General features: G+C 74.0%; 8 protein-coding genes. 3 read left to right on the top strand and 5 right to left on the bottom strand.

Translation table 11 applies throughout. From position 1 onward, the window contains the following. On the bottom strand, window positions 1-5,029 hold a 5,029-nt coding region (locus ABZ923_RS39270; protein ID WP_361482522.1), incomplete at its 3' end, for a beta-ketoacyl synthase N-terminal-like domain-containing protein. A gap of 205 nt (window positions 5,030-5,234) precedes the next feature. Here ABZ923_RS39270 and ABZ923_RS39265 point away from each other — a divergent pair. After that, complete coding sequence (locus tag ABZ923_RS39265; protein WP_361482520.1) at window positions 5,235-6,095, top strand: shikimate dehydrogenase; 861 nt, start codon at window positions 5,235-5,237, stop codon at window positions 6,093-6,095. 926 nt (window positions 6,096-7,021) lie between these two features. Here ABZ923_RS39265 and ABZ923_RS39260 read toward each other — a convergent pair. The 4 genes from ABZ923_RS39260 to ABZ923_RS39245 form a co-directional block, all read right to left on the bottom strand. Then, the gene (locus ABZ923_RS39260; protein ID WP_361482517.1) at window positions 7,022-7,720 is read right to left on the bottom strand and encodes an HAD-IA family hydrolase; all 699 of its coding nucleotides are present in this window, start codon (window positions 7,718-7,720) and stop codon (window positions 7,022-7,024) included. Window positions 7,721-7,824: 104 nt separating this feature from the next. Then, window positions 7,825-8,922: a Gfo/Idh/MocA family oxidoreductase gene (locus ABZ923_RS39255; protein ID WP_361482514.1), complete on the bottom strand. Its 1,098-nt coding sequence runs from the start codon at window positions 8,920-8,922 to the stop codon at window positions 7,825-7,827. Continuing rightward, window positions 8,919-10,049 (bottom strand): DegT/DnrJ/EryC1/StrS family aminotransferase, encoded by a 1,131-nt coding sequence (locus tag ABZ923_RS39250; protein WP_361482525.1) that lies wholly within the window; start codon window positions 10,047-10,049, stop codon window positions 8,919-8,921. Before ABZ923_RS39250 ends, ABZ923_RS39255 begins: the two co-directional genes overlap by 4 nt. A 290-nt stretch (window positions 10,050-10,339) precedes the next feature. Further along, window positions 10,340-11,734, bottom strand: a complete 1,395-nt coding sequence (locus ABZ923_RS39245; RefSeq protein WP_361482511.1) for a DUF1266 domain-containing protein — start codon at window positions 11,732-11,734, stop codon at window positions 10,340-10,342. Window positions 11,735-11,867: 133 nt separating this feature from the next. Between ABZ923_RS39245 and ABZ923_RS39240 the strand changes: the two genes are divergently transcribed. Further along, complete coding sequence (locus ABZ923_RS39240) at window positions 11,868-12,521, top strand: DUF402 domain-containing protein (protein WP_361482508.1); 654 nt, start codon at window positions 11,868-11,870, stop codon at window positions 12,519-12,521. Window positions 12,522-12,524: 3 nt separating this feature from the next. Next, window positions 12,525-13,106, top strand: coding sequence for a Uma2 family endonuclease (locus ABZ923_RS39235; protein WP_361482505.1), 582 nt, complete (start codon window positions 12,525-12,527; stop codon window positions 13,104-13,106). Window positions 13,107-13,247: the final 141 nt, after the last annotated feature.

Below are 13,247 nucleotides of genomic sequence, written 5' to 3'. Positions count from 1 at the left end.
ACACCACGTCCTTCAACGACCGAGGCAGATGCCAGTCCAGCTCCGCCGCCACCTCGTCGAACGCCTCCGCGAACACCGGATACGCCGCATACAACCCACGGCCCATCCCCACCCGCTGCGACCCCTGACCGGTGAACAACACCGCCAGCGGGCCGTCGGGGACGGGCGTCGCGTCGTCGCCGGCCGCGACGGCCCGCAGCCCCTCGACGGCCTCGCGCGGGCCGTCGGCGACGACGGACGCACGGTGGTCGAGGGCGGCGCGCGTGGTGAGCAGGGAGTAGGCGACGTCCGGCAGGGCCTGCCCGGTCGTCTCCAGGTGGTCGGCGAGCCGTTCCGCCTGCGCCTTCAACGCCCGCGCCGAACGCGCCGACACCACCAACGGCACCGGACCGGTGAACCCGGACTCCCGCTCGGGCACCTCCTCGGCGGGCGCCTCCTCGATCACCACGTGCGCGTTCGTCCCGCTCACACCGAACGACGACACACCCGCCCGCCGGGCTCGCGCCTCCTCACGCGGCCAGGACCGCGCCTCGGTGAGGAGTTCGACGGCCCCTTCCGACCAGTCGACGTGCGGAGTGGGCCGGTCGATGTGCAGCGTCCTGGGCAGTTCCTCGTGGCGCAGGGCCATCACCATCTTGATGACACCGGCGACGCCGGCGGCGGCCTGGGCGTGCCCGATGTTGGACTTCAGCGAGCCCAGCCACAGCGGGCGGTCCTGCGGGCGGTCCTGGCCGTAGGTCGCGATGACGGCCTGCGCCTCGATCGGGTCGCCGAGTGTCGTGCCGGTGCCGTGCGCCTCGACCGCGTCCACGTCGGCCGGGGTCAGTCCGCCGTCCGCGAGGGCCTGCCGGATGACCCGCTCCTGCGCGGGGCCGCTGGGGGCGGTCAGGCCGTTGGAGGCACCGTCCTGGTTGACCGCCGTACCCCGCACGACCGCCAGCACCGGATGCCCGTTGCGCCGCGCGTCCGACAGCCGCTCCAGGAGGACGACGGCGACACCCTCGGACCAGGCGGTGCCGTCGGCGGCGGCCGAGAACGCCTTCGCGCGGCCGTCGGCGGCCAGGCCCCGCTGGCGGGAGAACTCCACGAAGACACCGGGGGTCGGCATCAGGGCCGCACCGCCCGCGAGGGCCATGGTGCACTCGCCGCTGCGCAGGGACCTGACGGCGAGATGGAGGGCGACGAGCGAGGAGGAGCAGGCGGTGTCGACGGTGACGGCGGGGCCTTCCAGGCCGAGGGTGTAGGAGACCCGGCCGGAGGCGACGCTGCCGGAGTTGCCGATGCCGAGGTAGCCCTCGGTGCCCTCGGGCGCCTGCCGGACGTCGCTGCCGTAGTCGTGGTGCATGAGCCCGCTGTAGACGCCGACGCGTGCCCCGGTCAGCCCGGTCGGATCGATTCCGGCCCGCTCGAAGGTCTCCCAGGAGGTCTCCAGCAGCAGGCGCTGCTGCGGGTCCATCGTCGTGGCCTCGCGCGGGGAGATCCCGAAGAAGCCCGCGTCGAACGCGGCGATGTCCGGCAGGAAACCGCCGTGCCGGGTGTACGAGGTGCCCGGGTGGTCGGGGTCGGGGTGGTAGAGGCGGTCCAGGTCCCAGCCGCGGTCGGCGGGGAACCCGGTGACGGCGTCGGTGCCGCCGGCGACCAGCCGCCACAGCTCCTCCGGGCCGGTGACCCCGCCGGGGAGCCGGCAGCCCATGGCGACGATCGCGATCGGCTCGTCCGAGCCGGGCGTCTCCGGCTCTTCGACGGCCGGGGTCTCCGCGGGGCCGCCGAAGAGCCGGCGGTGCAGTTCGGCCGCCACGGCGGTGGGCGTGGGCCGGTCGAAGGCGAGGGTGACGGGCAGCCGTAGGCCGGTCTCCTCGGTGAGGCGGTTGCGCAGTTCGACCGCGCCGGCGGACGTGAAGCCCAGTTCCTTGAAGCTGCGGCCGGTGTCGAGCGCGGTCAGGCCGGTGATGGCCCGGACCTGCCCGGCGACCAGTTCCAGCAGCGCGCGCTGCCGCTCGGTCTCGGAGAGGGCGCCGAGGCGGTCCCGCAGGGCCTGCGCGGCCTGCTCGTCGGGGGTGGCGCCCGTACCGCGGGGCACGTCGATGAGGTCGGCGAGGAGCACGGGCACCTCACCGTCGCCGAGGGCGGTGACGTCCGGCCGCAGGACGGCCAGTTGGGGCTGGGCGACGGTGTGCGCGGCGTCGAACATGGCCAGGGTGTCGTGCGGGGACAGCGTGCCGACCGGCCAGGGCCGGCCGGACGCGGCCGTGGCGCTGTCGCCCTCCCAGGGGCCGAGCGCCAGGAAGAGCGCGGGCAGGCCGTGCGCGTGCCGGTGGCCGGCGAGGGCGTCGAGGGCGGCGGCGGTGGCGGCGGGGCCGTTGCCGCCGGTGCCGAGGAGACCGTCGGCGGTGCCGACCAGGATGAAGGTGGCGAGCGTGGAGTCCTTGGTCGCCTCGTGCAGGGCGAGGGCCGCGTGCAGTGCCTGGCGGCGCCCCTGCGGGGTGTCGGTGTCCTCGCGTCCGCAGAGGTGCAGGACCGCGGTGATGGGCGGGCCGGACCGGGTGAACAGCCGGGCGAGTGCCTTGCGGTCGGTCAGGTCGCAGGTCTCGGTGCGCACCTCGGCACCGGCCGCGGCGAGTTCGTCGGTCAGCGCGGTGTGCGTGCGGGCCTCGGGGCCGGCCAGCAGGACACGGCGGGCGCCGTACAGGGTGACGAGGTGCCGGACGAGGTGCTCGGCCGCCGCGCCGTCGGTGCCGGTCACCAGGACGGTGCCGCTGGTGTCGGGGGCGCCGGCGGTGCCGCCGGCGGCCGGGGAGAAGGCGCTGCCGACAGCCGCGGCGCGGACCAGGCGGGGGCGCAGGACGACACCGTCGCGGACGGCGGTCTGGGGTTCCGCGGAGGCGACGGCCGAGGAGAGGGCGGCGGCGAGCCGGGCCGGGTCGTGTTCCTCGTCGGCTCCCAGGTCCGTGACGGCGAGCCGCCCGGGGAACCGGTTCTGGTACGAGCGCACCAGACCCCAGGCCGCGGGGTGGGTGAGGTCGTCGAGGGCGTCGTCGGGACCGGTCGCGACGGCGTCCCGGGTGACGACGACGAGCCGGACGGCCGCGGTCCGCTCCTCGGCCAGCCAGGCGTCGAGCGTCTCGCCGAGCCGGGCGGCCACCGCCTCGATCGCCTCGGTACGGCCGGCGGGCCCGTTGCCGTGGGCGTCACCGAGCAGGAGCAGGGCGACGTCGGGCGCCTGAGCGCCGCCGGTGATCTCCTCCAGCAGGGTGTCGAGCGCGTCGATGCCGGCCAGCGCGTCGACGTCGGCCAGTTCGGCCAGCCCGCCCAGGGACAGGTGGGTGTCCACCGTGTGGCCGAGGGCGCGCAGGGCGTCGGTGAGCGGGGTGCCGTGGATGTCACCGGCCAGCGCCCAGTGGCCGGGCGTGATCCGGGGTGCGGGCACGGACGGCGACGGCAGCCAGTCGGTGCGCAGCAGGGACTCGTAGCGGCCGTCGCCGGAGGCGCGCAGCCGGGCCGGGCGGTCCAGCAGGACGTGCCGCATGATCTTGCCGGACGCGGTGCGCGGGATGCGGTCGATCTCGTACAGCTCTTCCGGGACCTTGTAGTAGGCGAGGCGTTCGCGGCAGGCCTCGAAGAGGCGTTCCAGGTCGACGCCCTGCGGTCCGGGCACGAGGAAGGCGACCGGGACCTCGCCGAGCACCTGGTGCGGCCGGCCGGCGACGGCCACGTCGGTGACGCCCGGGACGGTGCGCAGCACGCTCTCCACCTCGCCGGGGTGGATGTTCTCGCCGCCGCGGATGATCAGTTCCTTGATGCGGCCGGTGACGGTGAAGTAGCCCTGCTCGTCGCGGCGGGCCAGGTCGCCGGTGCGGAACCAGCCGTCGTGGAAGGCGTCGGCGGTGGCCTCCGGCTGGTTGTGGTAGCCGACCATGACGCTGGCGCCCTTGACCCAGACCTCGCCCTCGCTGCCGACGGGCACGTCCGCGCCGGTCTCCGGGTCGACCAGCCGTACCTCCAGGCCGGGGACGGGCAGTCCGCAGGAGCCCTCGACCCGGGCGCCGGTGGGCCAGTTGATGGTGATGGAGCCGCACGTCTCGGTGGAGCCGTAGGCGTCCAGCAGCGGGGCGCCGAACAACTCCTCGAAGGAGCGGCGTAGTTCGGCGGTGGTGATGGCGCCGCCGACCAGGCACATGCGCAGGTCGGGCGCGGTGAACCCGCTGTCGCGGGCCGCCTGCACCAGGTAGTGGTACATCGTCGGCACGCCCGCGAGGAAGGTGGCCTTCTCCTCGCGTACGGCGTCGAGGATGTCGGCCGCGGAGAACCCGTCGACGATCCGGGCGGTGGCGCCGACGGCCGTCACGGTCAGCACGCAGACGATGTGGGCGAGGCTGTGGAAGAGCGGCAGCGGCCACACGACCCGGTCCTCGTGGGTGAGGCCCGGTATCGGGGCGTAGCAGGCGGCCACGGAGGTCAGGCAGTTGCGCTGGGTGGACAGCACTCCCTTGGGCCGCCCGGTGGTGCCGGAGGTGTAGAGCATCCAGGCGACGTCGTCCAGGCCGAGGTCGTCCCGGGCGGGCTCGGCGGGCTCGGTGGTGGCGAGCGTCTCGAAGGAGACGGTGCCGGCGGGGGCCGGTCCCCGGCCGGTGACGACGATCCTCAGGTGCGGGCGGTCCTGGGCGAGGCGTGTGACGACGTCCAGCAGAGCCGGCTCGGTGATCAGCACCCGGGCACCGCTGTCGTCCAGCATGTAGGCGAGTTCCGCCTCGGTGAGGCGCGGGTTGAGGGGGACGCCGACGGCTGCCGCCCGGGTGACGGCGAGGTAGCTCTCGACGAACTCCACGCTGTTGCCGTGCAGGATCGCGGCCCGGTCCCCCGGCTGGAGCCGCAGGCCCGCGAGGTGACCGGCGAGCCTGCGGGTACGGTCCTCCAGTTCGGCGTGGGTCACGCTGCGCCCGGCGTCGCGGTAGGCGACCTTGGCCCCGAAACGATCGGCGTTCGCCTTCAGCAGCTGGGGCACCGGCCGGATCAGTTCGGTTCGCAGCATGGCGAAACACCTCTCGTCGAAAGGGGACTGCTGGGTGAGGGCATCAGCGTCACATCGCGGCCCGGCCCCTGAACCACTAACACCCCCCCTAACAGGTCCCTGAATCGACGTCGGACCAGGGGTAAGGGGGGCTTCCCGGGAGAGGGTGGCGAAGCGCGGCGATTTTCCACGCCGGCGCTCGGTGAATTGATCGGAGGCGTTGTCGATGTCGCATTCCGCTGGGGTGCAGCCGAGAATTACCGGCCGCACCCGGCTCTTCGCGGTGCTCGGTGATCCGGTGGAGCAGGTGCGGGCACCGGAACTGCTGAACCCGGTCTTCGCCGGGCTGGGCGTCGACGCGGTTCTGGTGCCGGTGCACGCGCCCGCCGACCGTCTGGCGGAGGTGGTGCGGGGGCTGCAACAGGCGGGCAACGTGGACGGGCTGCTGGTGACCGTCCCCCACAAGGCCGCGGCCCGGGACTTCGCCGAGGTGCACAGCGACGCCGTGCGGCTGGCGGGCGGCACCAACGCGTTGCGGCGCGGTGCGGACGGGCGCTGGTACGCGGAGAACTTCGACGGGGCCGGTTTCGTGGCCGGGCTGGTCGCCGCGGGGCACTCGCCGGCCGGGAAGCGGGTGACCCTGGTGGGCGCCGGCGGGGCGGGCGGCGCGATCGCGGCGGCGCTGGTGCTCGCCGGGGTGGCGCGGCTGCACGTGGTCGACGTGGACCCGGAGCGGGTCCGTACGGTGCTGCGCCGGCTGTCGGGGCACGCGGACGGGCGCGTGCACGCGGGAGCGCCGCCGGCCGGTGCCGCGGTGGACCTGGTCGTGAACGCGACCCCGCTGGGCCTGCGGACGGACGACCCGCTCCCCTTCGACCCGGCGTCGCTGGCCCCGGGCACGGTGGTCGCGGACATCGTCATGACCCCGCGCGAGACCCGCCTCCTGCGCACCGCCGCCGCGCACGGCCTCCCCGTCCACCACGGCGACCACATGCTGACCCACCAGCTCCGCATGTACGAGCACTTCTTCGCCCTGCACCGAAACGCCCGGCCGGACCACCCGGCCGGGCAGCGAAGCGAGGGATGAGGCCCACCGATCGTCAGGCCCGGAGCCGACCGGGGCCCGCAGAGCCGTCAGGGGCCGAGCCGCGCAGGACAACCAGGCGGCGAGCGGCCGGCCGGGGCCCGAAGGGCCGGCAGGGGCCGAGCCGCGCAGAACGACCAGGCGGCGAGCGGCCGGCGGGCGCCCGCAGAGTCGGCAGGGGCCGAGCCGCGCAGAGCAACCAGGCGGCGAGCGGCCGGCCGGGACACGGCCGGGCGACGGGCGGCCGGACAGGGGGCCGGTGATGAGCGGCCGGACGGGGGGCCGGGCGGCGATCAGCCGGACAGCGGGACTGGGCGGCGGGCGGCCGGACAGCGGCGGGCGGCCCCGGGCGGGCGCGAAGCCTCCCCGGCAAGGCACACGTGTGGTCCGGCCGGTGGGTGGGGCACCGGCCGGACCGAGCATGCGGACCGGCCTCGTACCGGCAGCGACACCGGCCGAGGACCTCGGCGCAGCCGGGCGGCGGGCGGGCGGACAACGGCGGGCGGCGGGCGGCCCCGGGCGGGCACGAAGCCTCCCCACCAGCGCACACGTGGGTCCGGCCGGTGCGTGGGGCACCGCCCGGACCGAGCATGCGGACCGGCCTCGTACCGGCCAGCGACACCGGCCGAGGACCTCGGCGCTACAGCCGGGCGCCGCCCCGGCCGGACCCGGCATACGAACCGACCCCGCGCCGCCCGACGACGGACCGGCCGGACCCGGGCATACGACCCGACCCGCACCGACCAACACCACACCAGCCAGACCCGGCCGGACCCGGCATACGAACCAACCCCGCGCCGCCCGACGACGGACCGGCCGGGCCCGGCCATACGACCCGACCCGCACCGGCCAAAGCCACACCAGCCAGACCCGGCCGTACGACCCGCCCCCCGGTCAACGGCGGGCCGTCGGTGTCGGACGGTGTCGGGTCAGGCCGCTCCCGCCGCGGCGGGGCACAGGGTCAGCAGGTCGGCCGGCTCTCGGAGGGCCGCGTCCGGGCCGACGGCGAGCAGTTCGGCCGCGTCGCACTCGCCCCAGAGCGCGGCCACCGCGTCGACGCCCGCGGCGCGTGCCGCCGCGATGTCGGTGACGGCGTCGCCGACCATCACGGCCTCCTCGGGACGGGCGCCGAGCAGCTCCAGCGCGCGCAGCACGATGTCGGGCGCGGGCTTGGCGCGGGCCACCTCGTCGGAACCCAGCACGTGGTCGAAGTACGGCAGCACCCCGAGGGTGTCCAGCAGGTGCCGGGCACGGTCACCGGCCTTGCCCGTGGCGATCGCCGTGCCGAAGCCCCGTTCGCGCAGTTCCCGCAGGAGCTGGGGGACGCCGGGGAAGAGCCTGACCTGGCCGGCGAGCCGATAGCTCTCCCGGACGAAGGGTTCCTCCATCTCCAGGGGCAGTCCCATGATCCGCATGATGTCGGGGAAATACCGGCCGAGATGGCGTTCGTACTCCTCGAACGGCGCCTCTCCCTCGCCGACGACCTCGGCATACGCAAGGCTGAACGCCTCCCGCATGACCGCGAAGCTGTCGACGATCACGCCGTCGAGATCGAAGACGACCACCCTCTTGGGGTGGGCGAACGGACTGCCGGTCGGGCCGGGAGCGAGGCTGATACCAGAGTGCATGGGGGTCTCCCTGACGTCGGTACGGGCGCACGCCGCGGCGTGGAGGTGCCATGCGGACGGCGCGGGTCGTGCGGGCGGTACGGAATAGGGCGGGGCGCGGTGGCTCAGAGCGCGGCGGCCACCGCCGGCGCACGCCGGACGCGGTGGGCCGAGTCGTAGAACCGCTCGATGACGCCGATGGTCCGCCGCGCCTCGGCGACGGCCCTGCCCCGCGCGCCGGGGTCGGCGAGCAGCCCGGGAAGGGCATCGAGCTGGCGGTCGTACTCCGCGCCCACCGGTTCGGTGTCGAACGGGACCGGCACGCACTCGCCGGCCCGGGTGAGGAGCAGTTCGGGGCTGCCCACGCGGTTGGGGCTGAAGCCGAAGGTGCAGCGCAGCGCGACCGTCGCGGCACTGCCCTCCACGCGGATGGTGGTGGTGTCGACCGCCTCGTGCGAGGCCCAGCTGGCCCGCAGCGCCACCGAGACGCCGCCGGAGGTCACCAGGAACCCTCGCGCGGTGTCCTCGACGTCCCCGGTTCCGGCCGGTGCCGCGCCCCCGCCGTGGCGCCAGGAGGTGCCGCTCGCGGCCGCGTTGACGAAGTCGCCGGAGACCGAGCCGACCACCTGTTCGTACTCGACCGGGCCGAGCAGCGGGGTGACCGTGTCCAGCAGGTGCCAGCCCAGGTCGACCAGCGCTCCGCCGCCGGAGAGGTCGCCGCGGGTGAACCAGCCGCCCGCGTCCGGCACGCCCTTGGCCCGCACCCAGGACACCTCGACGTGCCGGATCTCGCCGGCCTCCCGGGCGACGGCGTCCCGCAGGGCCATGACGTCCGCGCGATGGCGTGCCGCGCTGCCCGCGAGCAGCACCGCGCCGGACGTACGCTCGGCCGCGGCCAGCCGGGCCGCCTCGGCGGAGGTCAGGCAGACGGGCTTCTCCAGGAAGACCGGCACGCCCCGGCCGAGCAGCCCGCAGGCCACCGGTGTGTGCAGATGGTTGGGTACGGCGACCACGGCGAGGTCCACGAGGTCCGGCGTCAGCTCCTCGGCGTCGGCCAGGACCCGGACGCCGGGCCGGGCGGCGGCGGCCGCCTCGCGGGCGGCGGGGGACGCGTCCGCCACCGCGACGACGTCGTACGCCGGATGCCCGGCCAGCCGGGACAGCCAGATCTCCCGGCCCGCCCAGCCGAGCCCCACGACGGCCACGCGTACGGGCTCGGTCACAGCGTCGCCAGGGTCTCGGCGACGATCTCGGCGATCTGGTGCATCTGCTCCTCGGCGCCGAGCAGCGTGCGGTGGTGCAGCCAGATCGTGTCCTCGTACACGGCCTCGGTGTTCGGGCAGCGGGCGGCGATCGCCTCCAGCGTCTCCTCCGGCGCGCCGGTCTCCCAGAAGCCGTCGGAGCGGTAGATCGCGCGGAAGGCGGCGAAGGCGGGCAGCCCGCGCTCGATGAGCGCGTCGACGAGCCGGTTGCGGCGCTCGGCGTTCAGGCCGGGCACGCGGAACATGGCCATGTAGTGGGGGTTGCGGGTGACCCGCTCGTCGATGAGCTGCGGCTGTACGCCGTCGATCCCGGCCAGCAGCCCGGACAGCACCGGCCAGTTGCGCTCGCGCGTGTCGATCTGCCCGGCGAGGCGGCCGAGCTGGGCGCGCAGCACGCTCGCGGAGAACTCGTTCATCCGGAAGTTGGAGCCGGAGGTCTTGTGGTAGTAGTACCGGTCCGTGCTCGGGCGGCCGCAGCTGTGGCGCAGGAACGCCTGCTCGCGCTGCTCGGCGTCCACGAACGTGACGAGACCGCCCTCGCCGGCCGTCATCAGCTTGCCGTTCTGGAAGCTGAAGGCGGCGATGCTGCCCAGTTCGCCGACCTTCTTGCCGGCCCATTCGGCGCCGTGCGCGTGGGCGGCGTCCTGGATCAGGGGCACACCGCTGTCGGCGGACAGCTTGCCCAGCGCGTCCATGTCGCACATCTGGCCGGCCATGTGGACCGGCATGATCGCGGCGGTGCGCGGGGTGACGGCGTTCGCGGCGGCCGTCGGGTCGATGTTGAAGGTGCCCGGGTCGATGTCCACCGGGACGGCCACGGCGCCCAGCCGCTGGGCCGCCTGGGAGGAGGAGATGAAGGTGAACGCCGGCACGATGACCTCGGTGCCGGGGCCGACGCCCAGGACCTGCAGGGCGAGTTCGAGGGCGTGCGTGCCGTTGGTGACCGCCAGGGCGTGCTGCGTGCCGTGGTAGGCCGCGAACTCCGCCTCGAAGGTGTCGACCTCGCTGCCCCCCATGCGCCACCACTGGCCCTGTTCGAGAGCGCGTATGAGACCGGTGCGCTCTTCTTCCCCGAACTGCGGCCACATCGGAAATTCGGGCTTCGGTCGAGAATTCTGAGCCATTCCCCATTCACCCCTTCACGGTCAAGACAGTGCCGCAAATCTATCCGGGTGAAGCGGCTCGGTCATCCCCCTACCAGGCCCCCTAAACCCCCCTTGTCAGGGGACTTTCAGCGAGGACGTGAATTTCGGGTGGGTGGAATCCTTTCAGCATTGCGGTCGCCTGGCGGAGATACCGGCCGACGGAATCCCGGCACGCGGACGGGGCCGGACTCCGAAGAGCCCGGCCCCGTCCGGCCGAGGGGGGTGCGCCGCCGCTACGCGCCGAGCGCCGTCCCCCGGGGCACGTGGAAGGGCACGGTCTGCCAGGGGCTGTCCGGGTGGCCGGCCAGGGTCCGGTGGGCGGCGAGCATCTCCTGGTACCAGCCGCCGAACTCCTCGTCGTCGAAGTGCAGGCAGCGGCCCAGCGCATAGCCGGCGGAGAAGTCCTGCCAGGAGGTGTGGGCGGTCTGCGCGGCCTCGCTCGCCTCGACGACGGCCTCGCGCATCTCGGCGCGGGTGGCGAACCGGGCGCCGTAGCCCCAGCGGGCCATCATCGAGGCGCGGCCGATGTCCCAGGCGGCGACCGAGCGCACGGCGGCGTCCGCCGCGAGCAGGCCGTCGGCGCGGAACCTGCCCTCGTAGCGCAGCACCTGTCCGACCAGGCCCACGACGTGCCCGACGAACTCCTCCCAGTCCGGGCCGATTTGGTCCGGCTGCTGTGCGGCCCGCTCCCGCAGCGTCCTCTCCACGCTCTCGCGCCACGCCGTGGCGTCGACGGCCTGCAGCCGGCCGTCGGTGTGCCGGTGGGCGAGGGCGGTGCGCGTGTCGAGGACGAACTCCCAGTACCAGGGGGTGACTTCGCGGGCGAGGAGGCGCCGCTGGGTCTCCTGCCACGAGGTCCGGTCGGTGACGCCCCACCACTTGGCGAGCCGCTCGTGCTCGATGGACAGGCCCAGCCCGTGGTAGTGCGGGTTGTTCCAGGCCTCGCCGTTGACGAAGCACATGTGGGCGCCGAGGGCCAGGCCGTGCAGCAGCGGGCCGAGGGGCGGTGCGCCGGTGCGCAGGGTGACGAGCCGTTCGGCGCGGCCGTCCTCGTCCCAGTGCTCGTTGTGCAGCGCCCGCCAGACCTGGCGCTCCTCGGCGTCGGCCGCCATGAGTATCGGGCATGGGGTCTGGTTGTTCACGGCGATGCCGTCGACGTCACGGGGCAGGTCGTCGGCCAGTTCGCGCAGGGTGTACGCCTCGAAGACGAGGTGCGGGTGGGGGCGCGGGAGCAGGCCGCGGGTGTAGACGGCGACGAGGCGGCCGACGGGGGTGTCGTGCACGTGGAAGGTGCGCCGGGCGGGATCGGGCGAGGTCTCCTCGCGGCGGAACGGCACGTACACGAGGTCGCCGGCGAGGGCCTCCAGGTAGGCGAGGGTCATGTCGCCCCGGGCCTCTTCCGCGGCCTCCTCGTCCGCCCACTCGCTCGCGGCATGGCGGGTCAGCAGCTCGTACAGGTGCTGTTCGAGGGCGTCGGGCGCCTGCCAGGTGCCGGGCTCGGCGGGCGCGGGGACGTGCGGCAGCGCCTCGTCGTGATCGTCCAGTTCTCCGACGACGTACCGTTCCTCCGCCGGCCCCTCCTGCGCGTACCGCTTGTCCCGAGCCGCCCGCTTCCGCCCTCCGAACATCCCACGCCCCCGCTTCCAAGATCTCCAACCAAACCACTCTAACCGCCGTGGGAACGGCCCCTGTTCACGGCTCGGACCAGGCCGGCGCACCCGGGGGCCGGGGACCGGCCGGGCGATGTGTTTCTGTACGGGCATGACAGAACGCTTCTCTCCCGGACAGGTCGTCGTCCGCCGCGAGCTGCTCGACGACCGGCCGTGGATCACCTGTCCCGTGCGTGTGGTGGAGGACGGCGACGAGCTGCTGGCGCTGTACATGGCACGGCACACGCCCCTGACATTCGGCTCGGGCCCGTTCTCCTGGGGCCCGCATCCCTGGCAGGCCGTCGCGGACACCTGGCAGTCGCCCGGGGTGCTCCAGCTGCAGAGGCCGGGCGACCTGTACGCCGTCTGGGTCTTCTGGAACGACGACCGTTCCCGTCACGACTGGTACGTCAACTTCCAGCGGCCGTTCCGCAGGACGACCCTCGGGATCGACACCCTCGACCTCGAACTCGACATGTGGGTGCCCGGCGACGGCGGTCCCTACCGCTGGAAGGACGTCGACCACTTCGAGAGCCGGGCGGCGGCGGGCGGCTTCGCCGAGGGCGAGGCCGACCGGGTACGCGAGGCGGCCCGCGAGCTGACGCTCGCCCTCGACCGGGGCGAACCGTGGTGGGACCCGGCCTGGTCCCGCTGGCGCCCGGACCCGGCCTGGACCGTTCCGGAACGCGTGCCGCAGACGCCGGCCGAGTCGGCGCGACCGGTTGACGATCTCGTGGCCCGGGCCACGTCGAATGGCTACCGTTGACCCATGACCGCACTGCCCGACTGGATGCGCCCGCCGCGCGAGGAAGGCTGGTTCGCGGAGGACCTGGACCGCCTCCCCGAGGCACCACGCCACACCGAGCTGATCGATGGAGCGCTTGTCTTCATGATGTCGCCCCAGAGGTGGTGGCACGGCCACCTCGTCACCATGCTCACCGTCGCTCTCATGGAGCAGGCGCCCAGCGATGTCAGGGTCGGCCGTGAGATGACCATAAGGCTCGACGAACGGAACCGGCCCGAACCGGACCTTCTGTTGACAACGGCCGACTACGACGGAGACCGCACCTGGTTCACACCGGAGGAGGTACGGCTCGTGATCGAGGTCGTCTCCCCGGAGTCCGCGCACCGGGACCGTACCGTCAAGCTCCGCAAGTACGCGCAGGCGGGCATCCCGCACTACTGGTGCATCGAGGACGAGGGCGGCGCGCCCGTCGTGCACGTCTACGAACTCGACGGACCGACCGGCGCCTACGCACCCGCCGGCATCTTCCGAGGCGCCCTCAAGCGCCCGGTCCCGTTCGAGATCAGCCTGGATCTCGACAAGCTCGTGCCCCGGCGGGACGGCTAGGGCCTCTCTTCCGGATCTTGCCGGTGTCGCGGGGCGCCAGGTGGCGCGGTCGCTCGGGGCCGGCCTGATCCGGAAGAAAGACCCTGGGAGCCCGGGACGGCAACGCGGTGCAGGCCGGACCCGACGGGGTCCGGCCTGCAC

This window comes from Streptomyces sp. NPDC046881 (genome assembly GCF_040645015.1).
Lineage (GTDB): Bacteria > Actinomycetota > Actinomycetes > Streptomycetales > Streptomycetaceae > Streptomyces.
This window is presented reverse-complemented; position numbering and strand designations above follow the sequence as displayed.